Here is a 21,713-nt window from a genome sequence, read left to right as displayed (position 1 = left end):
CGATGCTTCATATTATAATTTAAATACATTTGTAAGTATTAACTTTAATTTAAAAATAATAATTATGAAAAAACCATTAGTTTCCCGATTGTATAAATTTTCGGATGCGACATTAGTAACCACAGGAAAAGAGAAAATTGCTTTTATGCGCAGAGATGCTGCCGCTTTTACGCCTTTTGGTATTAGTGCAGCATTATTGAGCAGTCTGGAAACAGCTATCAATACTTTTTCGAACACCATTACTGATATCGAGGCGGTCAGTAACCAAACTGGGGTTACTGCCAGCAAAGATGCTAAAGCCGACCAATTGCGTGTAGCCATCAGAACCGTTATGGCGCGTGTCGAATTAAAGTATGGTACCAGTAATGCTGTGTATAGAAAATTTGGTACAGAGGCACTCTCACAACAATCGGATTCTGATTTACTGATTACTGGAAAAAGAGTGGTGCGAGTGGGTACCGAATTTTTACCAACTCTTACTGCAAATGGATTGACTGTTGCTATGCTAACTGCCATTACCACACTTTGCAATGAATTTGAAAACCTGATAATAGATCTTAAAATAAAAATTGGGGAACGCGATATAGCTCAGGAAGACCGTGTAGAAGCGGGTAATAATATCTACCATATTTTGGTAAAATATACGACAATGGGACTTAGTATATGGGAAACCAGTGATGTGGCTAAGTACAATGATTATGTTATTTATAACACGATAAATAGCGAAGCTCCAGAAGTTGCTACACTACCTGCCGTTTAAAAATATCATTTTCAGAAAAGAAAGGCACCGCATTGACGGTGCTTTTTTTGTCCAAAATCTTAAACACTTACAAGCTTAGGTTCCCCATATAAGGCATATAAGCTCATACAAGTGGCACCGAAAGATTAAAACAAAGATTTAAATGTCCTTAGACGCCATTATATGGTTTAAAAAAAAATACTATTTATAGATGAGAATGTTAGCTTATCCTTTATTGTTATAAATGAGGATTATCTTTCAAATAAAACACTAATTGTTATAGAACTACCATTTTATTTTTAATTGACGTAAGTAAATTATATAAGGAAAAAAATAATTTTGAATGAAATTCATACGTATCTTTGTTCTGACATTAATTTAAAAACTGATAGAAATGAGAAAAATTCTTTTAATAAGCGCTATTGCCCTTTTGGTTTTTGCTTGTAAACCGACATCTACTACACCTACTACACCAGAACCAGTTTCTAATGCCCCGACTGCAAAATTAGACAAGACTTCTCAAGTTGGAATAAAAGGAGATTGGCAGATTGCTAGCGTTAGCTATCCAGGTTCTGAGTATATCAAAGTGAATTCTTTTAATCTTGCAGATTCAAAATGTTTTATTGGAAGTACTTGGCATTTTATTTCAAACAACAATAAAGGAACTATGACTTTGAATAGTCCAAATTGTACAGCCTTTACTTCGGCAATTACTTGGTACATTAATAAAGAAGGACAATTTGTTCTAAAAATATTAGATGAAGGATTAAAATCTAAAAATGTTAAAACAGGTTTTGTTCTGGCAGTAAGAAATCAATCAGAAACTTCATTTGAATTGATCGATAAAATAAGTGTAGGTAATAATCCAACAGATGTTGTTTACAAATTTCAAAAAGTTAACTAATACATAAGATGATAAAGATGAGAAAATCAGCAATTATAGGGATAAGTAGTTTATTTATGTTGAGTATGCTTTTTACAGGATGTGAGGCTACAAAAAACGCTAATAATACTCAAAAAGGTGCCGGAATCGGTGCAGTTGCAGGAGGGGTTATTGGAGCAATTATAGGAAACAATACAGGGATTGGTACTGCAGGAGGTGCGGCGATAGGAGCTGCAATCGGTGGAGGAACAGGAGCCCTTATTGGTAACAAAATGGATAAACAAGCTCGTGAAATCGATCAGGCTTTACCTGGAGCAGATGTAGAAAGAGTTGGAGAAGGAATTAAATTGACTTTGAATGAAAACTCTGTTCGATTTGATGTCAATAAAGCTACATTAACATCAATGGCAAAAGCAAATTTAGATAAATTAGTTCCAGTATTTAATTCGTATGCCGATACCAATATTGAAATATTTGGTTATACAGATTCTACAGGAAAAGCAGATTACAATTTAACGCTTTCGCAAAAAAGAGCCGAATCTGTAAAAACATATTTAATCTCAAAAGGTTTAGCAGCCAGCCGTTTCAAAACATCTGGTCATGGAATTGCTGATCCAATTGCCAGTAATGATACCAAAGAAGGACAAAGTAAAAACCGTCGTGTAGAATTTGCTATTACTGCAAATGATAAAATGGTTCAAGACGCCAAAAATGGTAAATAAATACCAGTCATTTCATAAATTAAAAACTGCTTTATAATAAAGCAGTTTTTTTTTGGATATAAATGAATTATAAACATATTTTTTTTGCTAAAGAAACTATCTTTGTTATCCTAAAATTTTAATAGTACAGAATGCTTCAAGTTCAAAATATTTCATTCGGCTATACCGAAAAAATCATTATTCAAAATGTTGACTTCACCGTTGCCAAAGGACAAAATATTGCACTTATTGGCGAAAGCGGCTGTGGAAAAAGTACGCTTTTAAAACTGATTTATGGGATGTATGACTTAAATCAAGGTCGTATTATATACAATGAAACTGAGATTCGGGGGCCTAAATACAATTTAATTCCAGGCATGCCATTTATGAAATATTTGGCTCAGGATTTTGATTTGATGCCTTATGAAACGGTTGCCGAAAATGTAGGTAAGTTTCTTTCTAATGGTTTTTTACCACTAAAAAAGTTGCGTATTCAGGAATTATTAGAAATGGTAGAAATGACTGAATTTGCCAATGTTAAAGCAAAATTATTAAGTGGAGGACAACAACAACGTGTTGCCTTAGCCAGAGTTTTGGCCTTGGAACCAGAGGTGTTGTTATTGGATGAACCATTTAGTCATATTGATAATTTTAGAAAAAATGCACTTAGAAGAAACCTTTTTGCGTATTTAAAGAAAAAACAAATCACTTGTTTTATTGCTACTCATGATAGTACCGATGCACTTTCTTTCTCAGACGAGACCATTGTTTTGTATCAAGGCAGAATTATGGAAAAAGGACCATCTGCAGATGTGTATAATTATCCTTTGAATAAATATGTTGCTTCTCTTTTTGGCGAAGTGAATGAACTAAAATTATCGCAGTTAATGCCAATTGATGGAGAAGATGAAATTGTTTTATTATATCCGCATCAATTAAAAATAGATCCAAATGGCTCTATAAAAGCAGTAGTAAAAGAATCTTTTTTTAAAGGAAGTCGTTTTTTAATAAAAGGGGCTTTTGATAGAAAAGTTATTTTCTTTGAACATGAAACTGCTTTAGCATTCAATCAGGAAGTACTATTGAAAATTATTTAAGGAGGTTAAAATATAAAATTTATTTCCTTTGAAAGAGTAACAAGAAAAAAAGAGACAGTTTTAAGCTGTCTCTTTTTTTTATGCAATATAAGAAACATATAAATGAATGTTTATTTTTTAAAAGCAAAGTTAAAAAAAAGCATATTATCGAATAAATTAAACCTCAAAAAAAATAACTATTAAAATTTAAATATTAAATTTGTTAAAGAAATTCTCAGGTTTTCTCAAAGAATAACATTAAAAATGACTCATTATGTACAAGTTAGATCTAAACGATTATTACACTCCATTTTTTTTAAAATCTTCACTTTTTAAAATTATATTGGTTGCATTTGTTTTCAACGCACTTGCCTTTTTGAGTTTCAGAATAACCGTTTCTCCAGACAATCTTTCTCCAATTTTCCCTGATGTTGGGTTCGCACTTGCAGCAGTATTAATCATAGGGCGTAAAGCTATTGCCGGAGTTTGGCTAGGCTCATTTGTCGCAAATATGTTTTCCTTTTGGGATGTTTGCAAGATGTTGGATAAATCTCTACTCGAAACCATACTCTCTTCAGCTTCTGTAGCTACAGGAGTAGCAATTGGTGTTACTATTAGTGCTTATTTAATTAATTTAATCAACAAAGGTGAATATCCATTAAAAACAGGATTTTCAGTAATTTCTTTTTTAGGTATTAGCATATTATATTGTGGTATATGCTCTTTCTTATGTGTATCAGCTATTTCATTTTGGGAATTAAGCACACCAAATCATTTTATTTCAAATTGGACAACGCTTTGGCAAGGTGATTTAATAGGTACTATACTTATAACTCCTTTTTTACTTTCATGGTTACATCTCCATCACATAAAAATTATTTTAACATCACTTTTTGAAGCTATTTCACTAGGATTAGCAACAATCTTTGTCTGTGTATTAGTTGCTTTTGATCATCCAAATGATCAATTTTTATTTATTCTAATATTGTTATGGGCTACATTTCGTTTTAGAATTAGAGGAGTATCTATCCTAGCATCAATGTTTGCCCTTTTATCTTCAATATATGGGTACCTGGGATATGGTTCATTTGTAGTTGTCAATTCTCAAGATTCATTGATCAACATTAATCCATTTTTTGGATTGGCCACTGTAATAGCCTTAATAGCTGCGGGTTACTATTCCGATTACTTGCATAGAAAACTAGAAGAGGCTAAAAATTAACAAACCTTACCTTTTTTATTATTTGTGCATGCCCGCAAGGGTCGAGCTGTCCATTCTATCTTTTATTTTGCTAAAGAAGCAAAACAAAAGGATGCCATTTCCATCCCTCATGCAAATTCAGCTTCAAGAGAGTATTGAGACTTTAAAGGGCTTTAAAACAAAAAAAAACAGCCCCCAAAGAGCTGTTTCTTAACATTCGAAGTAAGTAGTTTCAAAAAATCCTAAATCTTTAATTTACCGTAGCCACATTTTCATTTTTAATTTTCAAGTCGCCTTTATAGACTTCAGCGATTGCTTTTCTGGATAAGGTAGTGGCTGTATTAGCAACTACAATCTCATGGGTTACCTTTTTTAAATTAGTTTCTACCTCCAAAAAGTAAACCCCCTCTGGAAACTCCTCAAGACTATACACTCTTGTTATTCCACCTTTACCCGTTACTGTTTCATTATAAATCACATTATGGGACTCATCATAGATTGTTACAGTAGCTTTCTGAATCTCATTTACCGAAAAACTAATTTCTTTACCCTCTCCCTTTTTTACATTAAGTAAAAAATCACCATTGATTGCATAAGTACTCATTGTAGTCATTGCTACTAATACTACTAAACTGAATTTTAAAATCGTTTTCATGATACTGCGTTTTAAATTAGTAATTATTTCTATAGCTAAAGTAGTCTCATAATTCCTATAAAAACACAACTACATTCTCTAATATAAGTGCTATTTTAACTCCACGAAAACGATATATCCACCTCTATGGTAATTCAGTAACTGTTTGGGGCAATATACCATAGTCCGTTTTTTATATAAACTGAGTTTTTTGTAAAACAAAAAACCCTGTTTCTTATCGAAACAGGGTTTTTATAAAAAAAGGCAGCGACATACTCTCCCACATAACTGCAGTACCATCTGCGCAGGCGGGCTTAACTACTCTGTTCGGGATGGGAAGAGGTGAGCCCCGCCGCAATAACCACCTTAAGAAGTTATAATTGCTTTGGACAATCATCTTGCAAGTCGTAATTCCTAATTTAGAACTCGTGCATTGCAACAATATCTTAACATACTGAGATAAAGAATATAAAAAGTGTATTAGAAAGTTTCTTCCCGAGTCTTGCGACTCGGGAAAAGGGTGTACATAAGCTTACGGGTTATTAGTACTACTCGACTATGACATTACTGCCTTTACATCTATAGCCTATCAACGTGGTCATCTCCCACGACCCTTAAAAGAAATCTCATCTTGTGGTGGGTTTCGCGCTTATATGCTTTCAGCGCTTATCCCTTCCAAACGTAGCTACTCTGCGGTGCCCCTGGCGGGACAACAGATACACTAGAGGTTTGTCCAATTCGGTCCTCTCGTACTAGAATCAGATCCACTCAAATTTCTTGCGCCCACAGTAGATAGAGACCGAACTGTCTCACGACGTTCTGAACCCAGCTCGCGTGCCACTTTAATGGGCGAACAGCCCAACCCTTGGGACCTTCTCCAGCCCCAGGATGTGACGAGCCGACATCGAGGTGCCAAACCCCCCCGTCGATATGAGCTCTTGGGGGAGATCAGCCTGTTATCCCCGGCGTACCTTTTATCCTTTGAGCGATGGCCCTTCCATGCGGAACCACCGGATCACTATGCTCTACTTTCGTACCTGATCGACCTGTATGTCTCTCAGTCAAGCTCCCTTATGCCATTGCACTCTACGCACGGTTACCAAGCGTACTGAGGGAACCTTTAGAAGCCTCCGTTACTCTTTTGGAGGCGACCACCCCAGTCAAACTACCCACCAAGCAATGTCCCCCGCAAAGCGGGGTTAGGCCTCAGATAAACAAAGGGTTGTATTTCAACAATGACTCCACAACGCCTAGCGACGCCACTTCACAGTCTCCAACCTATCCTACACATCATTTATCCAAGGTCAATACTAAGCTATAGTAAAGGTGCACAGGGTCTTTTCGTCCCACTGCGGGTAAACGGCATCTTCACCGTTACTACAATTTCACCGAGCTCATGGCTGAGACAGTGTCCAGATCGTTACACCATTCGTGCAGGTCGGAACTTACCCGACAAGGAATTTCGCTACCTTAGGACCGTTATAGTTACGGCCGCCGTTTACTGGGGCTTCAATTCAATGCTTCTCCGAAGATAACATCTCCTCTTAACCTTCCAGCACCGGGCAGGTGTCAGGCCCTATACTTCATCTTACGATTTTGCAGAGCCCTGTGTTTTTGATAAACAGTCGCCTGGACCTCTTCACTGCGGCCCCGATTACTCGGGGCGACCCTTCTCCCGAAGTTACGGGTCTATTTTGCCTAATTCCTTAGCCATGAATCTCTCGAGCACCTTAGGATTCTCTCCTCGACTACCTGTGTCGGTTTGCGGTACGGGTACTAATTACCTGAAGTTTAGAGGTTTTTCTTGGAAGCCCTTAGGCGCACTATCTCTTTGTCCGAAGACTCCGAGTACTATCGTATTTCCCCAAGCCGCGTGGATTTGCCTGCGCAGCTTATAGGTAGGTACTTCAACGAACTATTCCGTCAGTTCGCGGCGCTTTCATCACTCCGTCACCCCATCACAGTAATTAGTAGTACGGGAATATTAACCCGTGGTCCATCGACTGTCCCTTTCGGGTTCGCCTTAGGTCCCGACTAACCCACAGCTGATTAGCATAGCTGTGGAAACCTTAGTCTTTCGGTGTGCGGGTTTCTCGCCCGCATTATCGTTACTTATGCCTACATTTTCTTTTCTAACCAGTCCAGCATGCTTTACAACACACCTTCAACCCTGTTAGAATGCTCCCCTACCACTTGTAATAAATTACAAATCCATAGCTTCGGTAATATGTTTATGCCCGATTATTATCCATGCTCGTCCGCTCGACTAGTGAGCTGTTACGCACTCTTTAAATGAATGGCTGCTTCCAAGCCAACATCCTAGCTGTCTGGGCAGACAAACCTCGTTCTTTCAACTTAACATATATTTGGGGACCTTAGCTGATGGTCTGGGTTCTTTCCCTCTCGGACTTGGACCTTAGCACCCAAGCCCTCACTGCACGGAAACATTATATAGCATTCGGAGTTTGTCAGGAATTGGTAGGCGGTGAAGCCCCCGCATCCAATCAGTAGCTCTACCTCTATATAACTTTACGCCGTGCGCTGCACCTAAATGCATTTCGGGGAGTACGAGCTATTTCCGAGTTTGATTGGCCTTTCACCCCTACCCACAGGTCATCCGAAGACTTTTCAACGTCAACCGGTTCGGACCTCCACACTGTGTTACCAGCGCTTCATCCTGCCCATGGGTAGATCACACGGTTTCGCGTCTAACACTACTGACTAAAGCGCCCTATTCAGACTCGCTTTCGCTACGGATCCATGGCTTAACCATTTATCCTTGCCAGCAACGTTAACTCGTAGGCTCATTATGCAAAAGGCACGCCGTCACCCCACAAAAGGGCTCCGACCGCTTGTAAGCGTATGGTTTCAGGATCTATTTCACTCCGTTATTCACGGTTCTTTTCACCTTTCCCTCACGGTACTGGTTCACTATCGGTCTCTCAGGAGTATTTAGCCTTAGCGGATGGTCCCGCCAAATTCAGACAGGGTTTCACGTGCCCCGCCCTACTCAGGATACCACTATCCTTTACATTCATTACTTATACAGGGCTATCACCTTCTTTGGCTCTACTTTCCAGTAGATTCTAATTCTTTATGCAAGAAATGTCGTGGTCCTACAACCCCAACATTGCCGTAACAACATTGGTTTGGGCTAATCCGCGTTCGCTCGCCACTACTTACGGAATCACTTTTGTTTTCTTCTCCTCCGCCTACTTAGATGTTTCAGTTCAGCGGGTTTGCCCACCTATCGGTGTACTATGTCTTCAACATAGTGGGTTGCCCCATTCAGGTATTTACGGATCAATCGATGTGTGCTCGTCCCCGTAACTTTTCGCAGCTTATCACGCCTTTCATCGCCTCTGAGAGCCAAGGCATCCCCCATACGCCCTTATTTTGCTTATTGTACCAATCTTAAAATTAATTAAGACCGTTTTTTTTTGTCTTTTACTATAAATAGTAAAAAACGCTTTCTACTTTTTATTATTTCTTATCTCAATATGTCAATGAACTTTTTCCTTAGTAGAGACGTTGCAATGCAACGTCTCTACCGGATTGTGGAGAATAACGGAGTCGAACCGTTGACCTCCTGCGTGCAAGGCAGGCGCTCTAGCCAGCTGAGCTAATCCCCCATTTTTAAATGATGAGTTATGAATTATGAGTTATGAATTTGCTCATAAACGCTCAACTTCTAAAATTTCCTTTTTTTAAGAATTTCAATTCTTTTAAACTTATAACTCATAACTTATGACTTATAACTCTTAAAATAGTTGTCTCGGACAGACTCGAACTGTCGACCCCTACATTATCAGTGTAGTACTCTAACCAGCTGAGCTACGAGACACTCTTTATTCTTAAATTGTATTAGTCGTTGCACTGCAACGCCTCTACTTTTATTCTTTATTTTTTTAAATTAACAGCAAGAGTAATATAATCTTTAATTTGTAACCTATAAATTCTTCGTCTTCTTTCCCTAGCGTGCAATAAATTGCTAACAACTAAGGCTCTAGAAAGGAGGTGTTCCAGCCGCACCTTCCGGTACGGCTACCTTGTTACGACTTAGCCCTAGTTACCAGTTTTACCCTAGGCAGCTCCTTGCGGTCACCGACTTCAGGCACCCCCAGCTTCCATGGCTTGACGGGCGGTGTGTACAAGGCCCGGGAACGTATTCACCGGATCATGGCTGATATCCGATTACTAGCGATTCCAGCTTCACGGAGTCGAGTTGCAGACTCCGATCCGAACTGTGACCGGTTTTGTAGATTCGCTCCTGGTCGCCCAGTGGCTGCTCTCTGTACCGGCCATTGTAGCACGTGTGTAGCCCAAGGCGTAAGGGCCGTGATGATTTGACGTCATCCCCACCTTCCTCACAGTTTGCACTGGCAGTCTCGTTAGAGTTCCCGACATGACTCGCTGGCAACTAACAACAGGGGTTGCGCTCGTTATAGGACTTAACCTGACACCTCACGGCACGAGCTGACGACAACCATGCAGCACCTTGTAAATTGTCTTGCGAAAAGTCTGTTTCCAAACCGGTCAATCTACATTTAAGCCTTGGTAAGGTTCCTCGCGTATCATCGAATTAAACCACATGCTCCACCGCTTGTGCGGGCCCCCGTCAATTCCTTTGAGTTTCATTCTTGCGAACGTACTCCCCAGGTGGGATACTTATCACTTTCGCTTAGCCACTGAGATTGCTCCCAACAGCTAGTATCCATCGTTTACGGCGTGGACTACCAGGGTATCTAATCCTGTTCGCTACCCACGCTTTCGTCCATCAGCGTCAATCCATTAGTAGTAACCTGCCTTCGCAATTGGTATTCCATGTAATCTCTAAGCATTTCACCGCTACACTACATATTCTAGTTACTTCCTAATAATTCAAGTTTAGCAGTATCAATGGCCGTTCCACCGTTGAGCGATGGGCTTTCACCACTGACTTACCAAACCGCCTACGGACCCTTTAAACCCAATGATTCCGGATAACGCTTGGATCCTCCGTATTACCGCGGCTGCTGGCACGGAGTTAGCCGATCCTTATTCTCACAGTACCGTCAAGACATTACACGTAATGTTGTTTCTTCCTGTGCAAAAGCAGTTTACAATCCATAGGACCGTCATCCTGCACGCGGCATGGCTGGATCAGGCTTGCGCCCATTGTCCAATATTCCTCACTGCTGCCTCCCGTAGGAGTCTGGTCCGTGTCTCAGTACCAGTGTGGGGGATCTCCCTCTCAGGACCCCTACCCATCGTAGCCTTGGTAAGCCGTTACCTTACCAACTAGCTAATGGGACGCATGCTCATCTTTTACCGTTGTGACTTTAATTATAAAATGATGCCATTTCATAATACTATGAGGTATTAATCCAAATTTCTCTGGGCTATCCCTCTGTAAAAGGTAGATTGCATACGCGTTACGCACCCGTGCGCCGGTCTCTAATTCCGAAGAACTATACCCCTCGACTTGCATGTGTTAAGCCTGCCGCTAGCGTTCATCCTGAGCCAGGATCAAACTCTTCATCGTATATTATACGTCTTGAATTGCTTCAAGACTATTGTTATTCGACTCAGTTTCTATCGGTGTTTATTCAAATCTATACGATTCTATTACTCTTATTTTATTTGTCTTATCTTTTGGATAAGACGGCTGTCAATTCAATATGTCTAGGAACGTGTCTTTTTGTATTTCGCTTGTTTCTCAAAGCGGGTGCAAAAGTAGCATTTTCTTTTTAACTGGCAAGAACTTTTTGAAGTTTTTTTAGAAAAAATTTCTTTTTCGTTTGCTTCTCGTTTTCTTATCAGTATTTCAAAGATCGTTGCTAATTTAGCGGGGTGCAAAAGTAACTAACTCTTTTATTTCTCACAAGCTTTTTCGAATCTTTTTTGAAAATAAATTTTCGTTTTGATTTTGAATTACTTGCCAGATTTTCTAAGAACTTATTCGCTGTTGCGGGTGCAAAAGTACCACGTTTATTCGTTTAAACAATGCCTTTTCATAACTATTTTTTGTTTATTTTTTAATACACTGGTTTAAGGCGGGTTACAAAAATACTTTTTGATGATTTTTGAATTTGGGTATTGGATTTTGGGGTGTTTTATCGGTTTTGCTAGGGTTTTGGAGGTTTCTTTGGGAATAATACGTGGTTTATTCGCTATACTATATATAGGTACTGAGTGGTGATTCTAAATTTTTATTGTTTTAAGCACATAGAAGTATCGTTTTTGGCCGCTCTTACTATATAATGTACTTTTTGTATATAACATTTATACTTTTCATATAAAACATTTATACTTTTCATATAAAACATTTATACTTTTTGTATAAATCAATTATACTTTTCATATAAAACAATTATACTTTTTGTATAAATCAATTATACTTTTCGTATAAAACAATTATACCTTTCGTATAAAACAATTATACCCTTTATACAAATCATTTATACGTTTTATATAAATGTTATATATAAAACGTATAATATCATTGGTTTTAGATGCGGTGGTTGCTTTTTAATCTAAAATATGGTTGGGTTGTTATTCTGAAGGGTTCAGAATATGGGGGGCTTGCATCAAAAAGATGCTATACATATATAATAGGCATATCTAAAAAAAACAAATCTCTCTTATGAAACCTCATACCCTAGCCCTGATAGTAGTGGAAATCCTTGTGGGCCGGGGTTCGGCCCACAAGATTGGAACGGATAGCAGGAAATAGCTCCTGATTATTGCTAGTATTACTTTGGTTGTTTTTTAATAATCCTTAAAAAGTACGACCTTTGCAATCTAAAAATACACGAATGACACTTCATATTGAAACTCCTGCTTTATTGTTTTCGGCTACTTCTTTGATATTGTTGGCCTATACTAATCGGTTTTTGACGCTTGCCACTATTATTCGTGGTTTAAAAAAGGCATACAAAGAGAAAGAGAATCGAGTGATTTTGTTGGAGATTAAAAACCTTAATTTAAGACTGACTATTATTCGGTTTATGCAAATGGCTGGTGTACTGAGTTTGTTTTTATCTGTGTTTACGATGCTTGTATTGTTTTTAGATTATCAATTGACTGGTATATATTTGTTTGGCTTTAGTTTGCTTGCTTTATTAATTTCTTTGGCGCTTTGTTTTTGGGAAATCAATATTTCGGTTGATGCTCTGCGTTTGCATTTGAGCGATTTGACGCATATAGGTATTGAAAAAGAACAGCTTCCTACTATTGAATCTAAATAGTTTTTACACTTATTAATACTCATATACTTATCAATGTTTAAAAACAACACACTTAAAGGAGTTTTTCTAGTAGGAATTGGCGCGACTAGCTACGGAATGCTGGCTACGTTTGTAAAAATGGCTTACAGCGAAGGGTACTCTACGGCTGAAGTTACTATCTCACAATTTATATTGGGTATTGTTGGCATTCTTATTATTAATGCGTTTCAAAAAGCTAAAAGCGAGAATGAAGTCATTAAGGCTACCCCAAAAAACATATTTCAGTTGATGCTTGCTGGTACTTCTACGGGGTTGACAAGTGTGTTTTATTACCTGGCTGTAAAGTACATTCCTGTCTCTATTGCTATCATTTTATTAATGCAAACGGTATGGATTGGTTTGTTGCTGGAAATGATTTTGGAAAAGAAGATCCCTTCTGGACAAAAAATTGTTGCTGCGCTTGTGGTATTATTAGGGACTCTTTTGGCGACAAACATTTTTCAGAATGAGATTCAGCTAGATTGGCGAGGCCTTTTGTTGGGGATGTTGGCGGCATGTTCTTTTACCATGACTATGTTTACTGCCAATCGAGTGGCTTTGGGAATATCGTCGGCTCAACGTAGCTTGTATATGCTTTTTGGAGGAGCTGTAATTGTTTTGGCTTTTGCAATTGTTACTCTAAACACTGCATTCCATTTTGAAATATTGCTGAAATGGGGAATTATATTATCTCTTTTTGGAACTATTATTCCGCCAATGTTAATGAATGCTGGTTTTCCGCTTACGGGTATTGGACTGGGAAGTATCGTTTCGGCATTGGAACTTCCTGTTTCTGTTTTAATGGCTTATTTTCTTCTTCACGAAGAAGTTGTCTTGATACAATGGATTGGAATACTCCTTATTATATTGGCTATAGTTATAATGAATGTAAACTTCAAGAAACAGTAATAGTACTGATTATCAATATTAAAAGATTAAAACTATAGTAATTATGTGTTAATTTTTTTATAAATTCGTAATCCATTCAATTCTTATTAAATTAGAAGGAATGTATTCGGAATAGAGATTGATTAATTTTTACTAATAAGCTATTAACTTAATTTTTTTATCATGAAAAAACTTTTTGCAGAATTTTTCGGAACGTATTGGTTGGTTTTTGGAGGTTGTGGTAGTGCACTTTTTGCTGCGGGTATACCTGATTTAGGAATTGGATTTGTTGGGGTTTCATTAGCTTTTGGACTTACGGTTTTGACCATGGCGTATGCTGTTGGACATATCTCCGGAGGTCATTTTAATCCTGCAGTATCTTTAGGATTATGGGCAGGCGGAAGATTTTCGGCCAAAGATTTACTTCCTTATATTATAGCTCAATGTGTAGGAGCTGTTGCTGCAGCTGGAACATTGTTTACAATTGCTTCGGGAAAAGCTGGTTTTATGATTGATAACACAAAGGCCGGTGCTTTTGCATCTAATGGTTATGGTGCTTTTTCTCCTGATGGGTATTCTATGCAAGCCGCGTTTATTGCAGAATTTGTACTGACTTTATTTTTCCTTTTAATTATACTTGGTGCTACAGATAAATTTGCAAACGGAAAATTTGCTGGAGTCGCTATTGGACTTGGCTTGACGCTGATTCACTTAATAAGTATTCCTATTACAAATACATCTGTTAATCCTGCAAGATCATTATCACAAGCTATTTTTGTTGGTGGAGAGCCATTATCACAACTTTGGTTGTTTTGGGTAGCGCCAATTTTGGGAGCTATTGTAGCTGGCTTTATCTACAAAACTTTATTGCAAGATCATTCTGAAGCATAGCAACAATTAGCATTATATAGTTTTATAAAATAGCGTAAAGAGAAAAACGAAATCGAGGGTTTTGTTTTTCTCTTTACTTTTGTATAATGAATTCACTATTTCAATCCGAGCCTATATATTTTGATCTGCCAGATGCCGAAATCATCTACTTTCCGTCTTTTCTATCGGAGGAAGAGGTGAATTCTCTTTTTTATGAATTGCAGAAAAACATTCCGTGGCAACAGGATGAAATTACTGTTTATGGCAAAAAACATTTACAACCCCGATTGACTGCTTTATACGGGAATGAAGGGATGCCCTACTCCTATTCGAATATAGTGATGCAACCTCATCATTGGACTTTGCCACTGCAAGAAATTAAATTACGTATTGAGAGGGTTTCTGAAACTAATTTTACAACTGTTTTACTCAATTATTACAGAGACGGCAATGATGGCAATGGCTGGCATGCCGACAATGAAAAAGAATTAGGAGTGAATCCAGTAATTGCATCATTAAGCTTAGGTGCAGAACGAAACTTTCAGTTAAAACACAATAAAGACCCTACTCAAAAAAAGAATATCATTCTAGAGAATGGTAGTTTGTTATTAATGAAAGGTACGACACAACATTTTTGGAAACATCAAGTACCTAAAACTGCAAAATCAATAAGCCCAAGAATAAATCTTACTTTTAGAGTGATTAAATAAAAGAATGCTCAATTTTCTTTGTTAAAAATATCACTAATTTAAAATCGTAAAAAAAATCAATTTTTTTTGACTTAAAATAAAAAGTAATTATAATTTTTATTAATATTGGTACAAGATTTAAAATCAAATTTATTAATCATTAAACCAAATTGAATTAATTTTCACGTGATGAAAAAGAGTAACCGTAAAGAATTAAACTGGGAACAAACAGAAAGACTGATTGCATTGGCCCAAGAAGAGAGAAATCCATTTGAAATTATACATAAAGAATTTGGATTAGCCGAGAAGGAGGTTCTTGAAATTATGAAAAAGAAAATGCCGACTGAAAAATATGAAATGTGGAAAAAGAAAGCAATAGCAAGTAAACCTAAACCGAAGCCTTTAAAAATCGATGATTTTGATGAAGACTTAGATGGTAAATATTACATAAAAAATAAATTAGATTAACCAAAATTCAAACTCCTGTACTCAGGAGTTTTTTTATTTTCAATTGATTTTTAACTTAAATCCTTTTATTAATACATTTTTGTAACTTTTTTAGAATTTGAAATACTAATTGACAAAACAAACATAAACAATAATGAAAAAAATAATTTTCACTCTTGCTTTCACTTCATTAATCTGGACAAGTAAAGCGAGTACTACAAAGCCTGTAGATTCAAAAAAAGAAGGAATTGAAGTCAACATTAATCTTGTTGATGTAAAAGATGATCAAGTTTTGGTTACTGTAAAAGCTCCAAAAATTAAAACAGACGACATCACATATAGCCTTCCTAAAACTGTCCCGGGAACTTACTCCGTAGATGATTACGGAAAATATGTTGCCGATTTTAAAGCGTATGACAGCAAAGGGAATTTATTAACTGTTACGAAAGCGGATAACAATACATGGTCTATCAAAAAAGCAAAATCATTAGTAAAAATTACTTACTTGGTAAATGACACATACGATACCGAAAAAGGAAATGGTTTTGGTCAAGATGATGTTTTCTCTCCAGCTGGTACTAATATTGATGTCAATAAAAATTTCATGTTAAACTTACATGGTTTTGTAGGCTATTTTCAAGATAAAAAAGAAGTACCTTATAAAGTTACTATAACTCATCCCGCTACACTTTGGGGAGCTACATCAATGATTGATAAAGATGGATCATCTACAACAGATGTTTTTGATATGCCACTTTATTCTGAATTATTAGAAAATCCAATCATGTATTCTAAAGCAGACTACACTACTTTTAATGTAGATGGAATGGATATTCAAATTGCAGTTTACTCACCATCTGGAAAATTTACTGCCGAGAGTATTACTCCCGAAATGAAAACAATGATGACTGCTCAAAAAACATTTTTAGGAAAAATCAATTCTACAAAAAAATATACAGTTATACTATATCTTTCTACAATGTCTCCAACAGATGCCAAAGGTTTTGGCGCATTGGAACACCCTACAGCAACAACAGTTGTAATGCCAGAAGTAATGCCGAAAGACGAATTGGTAAAACAAATGAAAGATGTTGTTTCTCATGAATTCTTTCACATTGTAACTCCTTTGACTATTCACTCAAAAGAGATTCAGTATTTTGATTATAACGCACCAAAAATGTCTCAACATTTATGGATGTACGAAGGAGTAACAGAATATTTTGCTAATTTATTCCAAATCAATCAAGGATTAATTAATGAAGATGAATTCTATTCTCGTATAGCTGAAAAAATACAAAGCGCGAATGCAATGAACGACACCATGCCTTTTACTACAATGAGCGCAAATGTCTTGACAGAGCCTTATAAAGATCAATATCTAAATGTGTATCAAAAAGGAGCCTTAATCGGAATGTGTATAGATATCCAAATTAGAGAGAAGAGTAATGGTAAAAAAGGAATCCTAGATTTAATGCATCAGCTTTCTAACGAATACGGAGTTTCAAAACCATTCAATGACGCCGATTTATTTACCAAAATAACTTCATTAACGTATCCAGAAGTTGGCGAATTTTTAACCAAATACGTTTCTGGCCCAACACCTATTCCTTATTATGACTATCTAGCAAAAGTAGGGGTTACAAAAAACACCAAAAAAACACCTGATGGAATATTTCTACAAGGTCAAGTTCCTTACGTTGGTGTAAACAAAGAAAATAAAGAAATTTTTGTTGCTCCGAACAAAGAGTTACACATTTTCTATACTACATTAGGTCTAAAAGGCGGAGACATTATCCTTGCTATTAATGACAAACCCTATAATCTTGACAACATCTATGATATGATTACCGATAGTCAAAAATGGAAAGAAAACGATCCAATTTCTATCAAAATTAAAAGAGATGGTAAAGAAGAAATACTGAAAGGAAACGTAAAATTCCCTTACGTAGACACAGAAGGACTTGAAGCTACAGATGCATCAAAAGCAACATTAAGAGAAGCTTGGTTGAAAGGATAATCCTAACAACCCAATAAAAAATCCCAATCTAAAACTAGATTGGGATTTTTTTTGAAATTCAGTCTCCTTAAAACCATTCATTTCAACAATTTTCTTTATTTTGCGCCAAAAATAAACAAACCTAAAATTGGTATTCTTCATTACAGAAGAATTACGTTTTATGTTCCCAAAAAACAAATTAATTTACACATGAAAAATTCTATTATTGCTTTTGCCTCTCTACTTCTTTTGGTTGCGTGTAACAAAAATGAATCCAATAAGAATCTGCATATCACAGGAAATATCAAAGGATTAAAAGAAGGCACCTTATACATTCAAAAATATAATGATACTGTTCTTATTGCAATCGACACTATTAAGATTGATGGAAAGTCAACATTTGAAAGTAATCTTGATTTAAAATCACCCGAAATGTTATACTTATATCTTGATAGAGGAGTAACCAACTCTCTTGACAATAACATCACATTTTTTGCAGAACCTGGAACAATCAATATCGATACTGACTTAGATTCATTCATTTCAAGTGCAAAAATCACAGGATCAAAAAATCAAGAATTATACGAAGAATACAAAAAAATAAACTCTCGTTTCACCGATGAAAATCTAACTCTGATTGAGCAAAGATTCAAAGCTCTAAAAAGTAAAAATGCAAAAGCAATTGATAGCATTTCTGCAGCACAAGAGAGCAACATCAAACGTAAATATCTTTATGCAACCAATTTTGCTGTAAACCACAAAGATCACGAAGTATCACCATATATCGCTTTGGCCGAAATTTATGATATCAATATTAAATACTTAGATACCATACAAAAATCGATGACTCCAAAAGTTGCCAACTCTCTTTATGGTAAAAAATTGACCAAGTATGTGAATGACATCAAAAAAAGTGAGGCAAAATAATTTCTTCACTTTAAATACAAAACCGCCTTTATTACATTGGCGGTTTTTTTTGCTTAAAAGTATTTGCTTATTCAGATAGCTAAGACTCTTTTGGGCGAGACCCCAACCTTATAAAAGAGCAAACTCACTTTGCGAATATACGCTCTTTTATAAGATTGGGGTCGGGCTATACGAGCTACTTCGGTAGCTTGCTTCTATCCGTCTCGCGAGCCAATAGGGATCAATAAATATTCTATTTGTTTGAAGAAATATATTCTCAAACCTTTCTAAAACAAAAAACCACCTAACAAAAGTTAGATGGTTTTACTTGAGCCGGCGGAGGGACTCGAACCCACGACCTGCTGATTACAAATCAGCTGCTCTAGCCAACTGAGCTACGCTGGCGACTCAATATGTTTTGTAATGATCTTTTCGACTTTAATAAAAAACCATCTAAATGAATAGATGGTTTTCTTTGAGCCGGCGGAGGGACTCGAACCCACGACCTGCTGATTACAAATCAGCTGCTCTAGCCAACTGAGCTACGCTGGCGACTCATTACGGGTGCAAATATAAGTCTGTATTTCGTTTTTCCAAAATAAATTCAAACTTTTTTTGCCCTTTTTTTTACTACAAATCGTTGATTTTAGCAATCAATTGATTAGCAGTTTGTTCCAATTCTACATTTATCTGTTTGAAATGTGCTTTTTTATTTTCAACATTTTTAGCGTTCACTTTAGTGATTAAAACATCAAAAGCAGCGATAGCTTCGTCAATTAATGCATTCGTTTCATCTGTAGGTTTTCCTGTTGTAGAAATTTCAAACAAGTAAACTGCTTCAATAATATCACCTAAAACGTAGTTGATGTCTTTCTTTAAATTCTTAACGTTTGCCATTTTATTTTTTATTTAATTTGCGTTTGCAAAAGTACACATAATCTTTCTATTCCCAACTATGAAATGTAAATTTCTAAAATTGAAGCTTTTCCCTTAAGATTATAAGACTTCATTGCTGCAGGAACAAGTACTGTATCTCCTTTTATATATTGGTATATTACACCATCATAATCCAGTTCAAAAGAGCCTTCTATACACATATATACGGTAAAAGACGATCCTGAATTTTCAACTGCTTTTGCTTTCTCCAATGGAATAAAATTAGTTGTAAAATAAGGGCAATCCACCACTACATTTGACTTATCTGTGTCTTTAGTATATTTTTTATAAGTATCTACTTTTTTATAATTGATAGCGTCCAATGCTAAATCAACATGAAGTTCTCTAGTATTCCCTTGAGCATCCTTTCTATCAAAATCATACAAACGATACGTAATATCTGAAGTTTGCTGTATTTCGGCAACAACTAATCCTGCTCCAATAGCATGAACAGTTCCCGTTTCTAAGAAAAATACATCTCCGGGTTTTGCTTTTACATCATCAAGAATATCTGTTAGGGTTTTATTATTTAAATGCTCTATATATTCTTCTGGGCTGGAATCCTCTTTAAAACCTACAATAATCCTAGCATCTTTATCAGCTTGTGTAACATACCACATTTCGGTTTTACCAAAAGAATTGTGACGTTTTTTTGCTAATTCATCATTAGGATGTACCTGAATGGATAGATCTTCACGCGCATCCAAGTATTTAAAAAGCAGTGGAAACTGTTTTCCAAATCTTTCATGAACTATTGTCCCTAGAATTTCATTTGGATATTCATTAATTAACTCCGTCAAAAGTTTTCCTTTATACTCACCATTTGCGACAACACTTACATCCCCCTCTACAGTAGACAATTCCCAACTTTCGCCAGTAATACTGGAAGTAATTGGTTTGTTTAAAATTGTTTTTAATTTCTCTCCGCCCCAAATTCGTTCTTTTAGGATAGCATTAAACTGTAATGGATATTTTTTTGAGTTCATAATTTTTATTTACAAATTTCTATCTTTTTGCTTTCAAACAGTAATATTATTTTGTCATTCTATTACTGTAATCCTCTAATTGCATCAAGAGCTTTAGGAATATGATTTTTTGCTTTCATACTATCAAATATCATAATAACTGTTCCTGTATTATCTGCAACATAAGTCACTCTGCCTGACAATAATCCAAACAAATTTGAAGGAACCCCAAAAAGAGTTCTAATTTTCTTATCTGAATCTGATAAAAGAATAAAAGGTAATTTAAATTGTTGAGTAAACTTTTGATGAGAAGCTACACTATCACTACTTATTCCAATAACTTCAGCACCAAAATCTTTAAAATCTTCATATTGATCCCTAAAACTACAGGCTTGAGTTGTACATCCTGGAGTATTATCTTTCGGGTAGAAATAAATAACCAATGGCTTTTTACCTATTAGATCTTGACTATTAAAATCATTACCATTAGTATCTTTGGCTGTAAAATTTGGAATTTTATCTCCTACTTTAAGTTCCATTATTCTCCTTTATAGGTTACAAAATTACGTGGCGTTTCATAAAGAACAACTTCTAAATCTAGTTCAGGCTTTACCTTTCTTCGGATTTTGTTCCAAATCACAACTACAATATTCTCTGCGGTTGGATTCAAATCTTGAAATTCAGGAACATCCAGATTCAAATTTTTATGATCAAATTTATCCTCTACTTCTTCTTTAATAATATCAGTTAAAAATTTTACATCCAAAACATAGCCTGTTTCTTTGTCTATCTCTCCAGTAACACTTACAATTAATTCGTAGTTATGCCCGTGAAAATTGGGATTATTACATTTACCAAAAACTGCATCGTTTTGCTCAAAAGACCAATCTTTTCGATACAAACGATGAGCTGCATTAAAATGGGCTTTTCTAGATATAGTTACTCTCATATGGGGTTTAAGAATTTAAATTTAGTAAATCCACGATTAGTTCTTTTGCTCTAAAGCGTGTTCTTCTAAAAAGTGATAAAATTCATCAAAAATGATTTTAAACCAAACAGTATAAATTTCTGGATTCAAAAGCATATCATTTTTTACATCTTCAATTTTCATCCATTTCCAAGCTTCAACCTCTTCTGAATTAATCAAAGGCTCTCCATCATAATAACCAATCATTACATGATCAAGTTCATGTTCCGTCAAACCATTATCAAAAGGGGCTTTGTAAATAAAATGGAAAAGTTCTTTCAAATCGGTATTGAACCCCATTTCTTCATACAATCTACGATTGCCGGCTACAATATTTGACTCCCCTTCTCGCTGATGGCTACAACAAGTATTTGTCCATAGTAAAGGAGAATGGTACTTTTGATGCGCTCTTTGCTGAAGCATAATCTCATTTTGATTATTTAAAACAAAAACAGAAAAAGCACGATGCAAAATAGCTTTTTCATGTGCTTCTAATTTCGGCATCAAACCAATTTGCTGATCTAATTCATTTACTAATATTACTTTTTCTTCTTCCATATACTGTATT

General features: G+C 36.0%; 18 protein-coding genes, 4 tRNA genes and 3 rRNA genes. 12 read left to right on the top strand and 13 right to left on the bottom strand.

What is annotated here, in order from left to right:
• Positions 1–64: 64 nt before the first annotated feature.
• The 5 genes from CLU82_RS13075 (at position 65) to CLU82_RS13055 (ending at position 4,621) form a co-directional block, all read left to right on the top strand.
• Positions 65–760: a hypothetical protein gene (locus tag CLU82_RS13075; protein ID WP_100843501.1), complete on the top strand. Its 696-nt coding sequence runs from the start codon at positions 65–67 to the stop codon at positions 758–760.
• Between the two features lie 373 nt (positions 761–1,133).
• Positions 1,134–1,643 (top strand): lipocalin family protein, encoded by a 510-nt coding sequence (locus tag CLU82_RS13070; protein ID WP_100843500.1) that lies wholly within the window; start codon positions 1,134–1,136, stop codon positions 1,641–1,643.
• Between the two features lie 17 nt (positions 1,644–1,660).
• On the top strand, positions 1,661–2,344 hold the full coding sequence (locus CLU82_RS13065) for an OmpA family protein (protein WP_100845033.1): 684 nt from the start codon (positions 1,661–1,663) through the stop codon (positions 2,342–2,344).
• 131 nt (positions 2,345–2,475) lie between these two features.
• Positions 2,476–3,420 (top strand): ABC transporter ATP-binding protein, encoded by a 945-nt coding sequence (locus CLU82_RS13060; RefSeq protein WP_100843499.1) that lies wholly within the window; start codon positions 2,476–2,478, stop codon positions 3,418–3,420.
• Between the two features lie 253 nt (positions 3,421–3,673).
• On the top strand, positions 3,674–4,621 hold the full coding sequence (locus CLU82_RS13055) for an MASE1 domain-containing protein (RefSeq protein WP_100843498.1): 948 nt from the start codon (positions 3,674–3,676) through the stop codon (positions 4,619–4,621).
• 229 nt (positions 4,622–4,850) lie between these two features.
• On the opposite strand, the gene CLU82_RS13050 is transcribed toward CLU82_RS13055, so the two are convergent.
• The 6 genes from CLU82_RS13050 to CLU82_RS13025 form a co-directional block, all read right to left on the bottom strand.
• Entirely contained in the window at positions 4,851–5,255 is a 405-nt protein-coding gene (locus CLU82_RS13050; RefSeq protein ID WP_100843269.1) for a DUF3244 domain-containing protein, read from the bottom strand.
• Positions 5,256–5,493: 238 nt separating this feature from the next.
• Positions 5,494–5,603, bottom strand: a 5S ribosomal RNA gene (rrf, locus tag CLU82_RS13045).
• Positions 5,604–5,756: 153 nt separating this feature from the next.
• Positions 5,757–8,640, bottom strand: a 23S ribosomal RNA gene (locus tag CLU82_RS13040).
• A gap of 152 nt (positions 8,641–8,792) precedes the next feature.
• Positions 8,793–8,866 (bottom strand) — tRNA-Ala (locus tag CLU82_RS13035).
• 138 nt (positions 8,867–9,004) lie between these two features.
• A tRNA-Ile gene (locus CLU82_RS13030) sits at positions 9,005–9,078 on the bottom strand.
• Positions 9,079–9,244: 166 nt separating this feature from the next.
• Positions 9,245–10,758, bottom strand: a 16S ribosomal RNA gene (locus tag CLU82_RS13025).
• The 16S, 23S and 5S rRNA genes sit together here with 2 tRNA genes alongside, the layout of an rRNA operon.
• 1,273 nt (positions 10,759–12,031) lie before the next feature.
• Here CLU82_RS13025 and CLU82_RS13020 point away from each other — a divergent pair.
• The 7 genes from CLU82_RS13020 to CLU82_RS12990 all read left to right on the top strand — a co-directional run bounded on the left by CLU82_RS13020 (position 12,032) and on the right by CLU82_RS12990 (position 18,298).
• Complete coding sequence (locus tag CLU82_RS13020; protein WP_100843497.1) at positions 12,032–12,463, top strand: DUF2721 domain-containing protein; 432 nt, start codon at positions 12,032–12,034, stop codon at positions 12,461–12,463.
• A gap of 33 nt (positions 12,464–12,496) precedes the next feature.
• On the top strand, positions 12,497–13,390 hold the full coding sequence (locus CLU82_RS13015; RefSeq protein WP_100843496.1) for a DMT family transporter: 894 nt from the start codon (positions 12,497–12,499) through the stop codon (positions 13,388–13,390).
• A gap of 162 nt (positions 13,391–13,552) precedes the next feature.
• Entirely contained in the window at positions 13,553–14,260 is a 708-nt protein-coding gene (aqpZ, locus tag CLU82_RS13010; protein WP_100843495.1) for an aquaporin Z, read from the top strand.
• Between the two features lie 86 nt (positions 14,261–14,346).
• Positions 14,347–14,949, top strand: coding sequence for an alpha-ketoglutarate-dependent dioxygenase AlkB (locus tag CLU82_RS13005; RefSeq protein WP_100843494.1), 603 nt, complete (start codon positions 14,347–14,349; stop codon positions 14,947–14,949).
• 168 nt (positions 14,950–15,117) lie between these two features.
• Entirely contained in the window at positions 15,118–15,396 is a 279-nt protein-coding gene (locus tag CLU82_RS13000) for a DUF2805 domain-containing protein (RefSeq protein WP_100843493.1), read from the top strand.
• A gap of 133 nt (positions 15,397–15,529) precedes the next feature.
• Positions 15,530–17,392 (top strand): peptidase M61, encoded by a 1,863-nt coding sequence (locus tag CLU82_RS12995; RefSeq protein WP_100843492.1) that lies wholly within the window; start codon positions 15,530–15,532, stop codon positions 17,390–17,392.
• A gap of 189 nt (positions 17,393–17,581) precedes the next feature.
• Positions 17,582–18,298 carry a DUF4369 domain-containing protein gene (locus CLU82_RS12990; RefSeq protein WP_100845032.1) on the top strand — a complete coding sequence of 239 codons (717 nt, stop codon included), beginning with the start codon at positions 17,582–17,584 and terminating at the stop codon, positions 18,296–18,298.
• Between the two features lie 310 nt (positions 18,299–18,608).
• On the opposite strand, the gene CLU82_RS12985 is transcribed toward CLU82_RS12990, so the two are convergent.
• From CLU82_RS12985 to idi, 7 genes are all read right to left on the bottom strand, one after another.
• Positions 18,609–18,682: transfer RNA gene (locus CLU82_RS12985), tRNA-Thr, on the bottom strand.
• A gap of 73 nt (positions 18,683–18,755) precedes the next feature.
• Positions 18,756–18,829: transfer RNA gene (locus CLU82_RS12980), tRNA-Thr, on the bottom strand.
• A 78-nt stretch (positions 18,830–18,907) separates the two neighbouring features.
• Positions 18,908–19,174, bottom strand: a complete 267-nt coding sequence (locus CLU82_RS12975; protein WP_100843491.1) for a hypothetical protein — start codon at positions 19,172–19,174, stop codon at positions 18,908–18,910.
• A 56-nt stretch (positions 19,175–19,230) separates the two neighbouring features.
• A complete protein-coding gene (locus CLU82_RS12970; RefSeq protein WP_100843490.1) occupies positions 19,231–20,199 on the bottom strand; it encodes a type I phosphomannose isomerase catalytic subunit in 969 nt (322 codons plus the stop codon).
• Positions 20,200–20,261: 62 nt separating this feature from the next.
• Positions 20,262–20,717 carry a peroxiredoxin gene (locus CLU82_RS12965; RefSeq protein WP_100843489.1) on the bottom strand — a complete coding sequence of 152 codons (456 nt, stop codon included), beginning with the start codon at positions 20,715–20,717 and terminating at the stop codon, positions 20,262–20,264.
• A complete protein-coding gene (locus tag CLU82_RS12960; RefSeq protein ID WP_100843488.1) occupies positions 20,717–21,127 on the bottom strand; it encodes a 6-carboxytetrahydropterin synthase in 411 nt (136 codons plus the stop codon). Before CLU82_RS12960 ends, CLU82_RS12965 begins: the two co-directional genes overlap by 1 nt.
• 36 nt (positions 21,128–21,163) lie before the next feature.
• Positions 21,164–21,703: an isopentenyl-diphosphate Delta-isomerase gene (gene idi, locus CLU82_RS12955; RefSeq protein WP_100843487.1), complete on the bottom strand. Its 540-nt coding sequence runs from the start codon at positions 21,701–21,703 to the stop codon at positions 21,164–21,166.
• Positions 21,704–21,713 lie beyond the last annotated feature (10 nt).

This window comes from Flavobacterium sp. 5 (genome assembly GCF_002813295.1).
Lineage (GTDB): Bacteria > Bacteroidota > Bacteroidia > Flavobacteriales > Flavobacteriaceae > Flavobacterium.
The sequence above is the reverse complement of the archived record's forward strand: the minus strand, read 5'-3'. Positions and strand labels throughout refer to the sequence as shown.

Bases quoted from the DNA above. Each gene is read 5' to 3' on its own strand.
- CLU82_RS13075 (WP_100843501.1), top strand. From the start codon at position 65: ATGAAAAAACCATTAGTTTCCCGATTGTATAAATTTTCGGATGCGACA.
- CLU82_RS13070 (WP_100843500.1), top strand. From the start codon at position 1,134: ATGAGAAAAATTCTTTTAATAAGCGCTATTGCCCTTTTGGTTTTTGCT.
- CLU82_RS13065 (WP_100845033.1), top strand. From the start codon at position 1,661: ATGAGAAAATCAGCAATTATAGGGATAAGTAGTTTATTTATGTTGAGT.
- CLU82_RS13060 (WP_100843499.1), top strand. From the start codon at position 2,476: ATGCTTCAAGTTCAAAATATTTCATTCGGCTATACCGAAAAAATCATT.
- CLU82_RS13055 (WP_100843498.1), top strand. From the start codon at position 3,674: ATGTACAAGTTAGATCTAAACGATTATTACACTCCATTTTTTTTAAAA.
- CLU82_RS13050 (WP_100843269.1), bottom strand. From the start codon at position 5,255: ATGAAAACGATTTTAAAATTCAGTTTAGTAGTATTAGTAGCAATGACT.
- CLU82_RS13020 (WP_100843497.1), top strand. From the start codon at position 12,032: ATGACACTTCATATTGAAACTCCTGCTTTATTGTTTTCGGCTACTTCT.
- CLU82_RS13015 (WP_100843496.1), top strand. From the start codon at position 12,497: ATGTTTAAAAACAACACACTTAAAGGAGTTTTTCTAGTAGGAATTGGC.
- aqpZ (WP_100843495.1), top strand. From the start codon at position 13,553: ATGAAAAAACTTTTTGCAGAATTTTTCGGAACGTATTGGTTGGTTTTT.
- CLU82_RS13005 (WP_100843494.1), top strand. From the start codon at position 14,347: ATGAATTCACTATTTCAATCCGAGCCTATATATTTTGATCTGCCAGAT.
- CLU82_RS13000 (WP_100843493.1), top strand. From the start codon at position 15,118: ATGAAAAAGAGTAACCGTAAAGAATTAAACTGGGAACAAACAGAAAGA.
- CLU82_RS12995 (WP_100843492.1), top strand. From the start codon at position 15,530: ATGAAAAAAATAATTTTCACTCTTGCTTTCACTTCATTAATCTGGACA.
- CLU82_RS12990 (WP_100845032.1), top strand. From the start codon at position 17,582: ATGAAAAATTCTATTATTGCTTTTGCCTCTCTACTTCTTTTGGTTGCG.
- CLU82_RS12975 (WP_100843491.1), bottom strand. From the start codon at position 19,174: ATGGCAAACGTTAAGAATTTAAAGAAAGACATCAACTACGTTTTAGGT.
- CLU82_RS12970 (WP_100843490.1), bottom strand. From the start codon at position 20,199: ATGAACTCAAAAAAATATCCATTACAGTTTAATGCTATCCTAAAAGAA.
- CLU82_RS12965 (WP_100843489.1), bottom strand. From the start codon at position 20,717: ATGGAACTTAAAGTAGGAGATAAAATTCCAAATTTTACAGCCAAAGAT.
- CLU82_RS12960 (WP_100843488.1), bottom strand. From the start codon at position 21,127: ATGAGAGTAACTATATCTAGAAAAGCCCATTTTAATGCAGCTCATCGT.
- idi (WP_100843487.1), bottom strand. From the start codon at position 21,703: ATGGAAGAAGAAAAAGTAATATTAGTAAATGAATTAGATCAGCAAATT.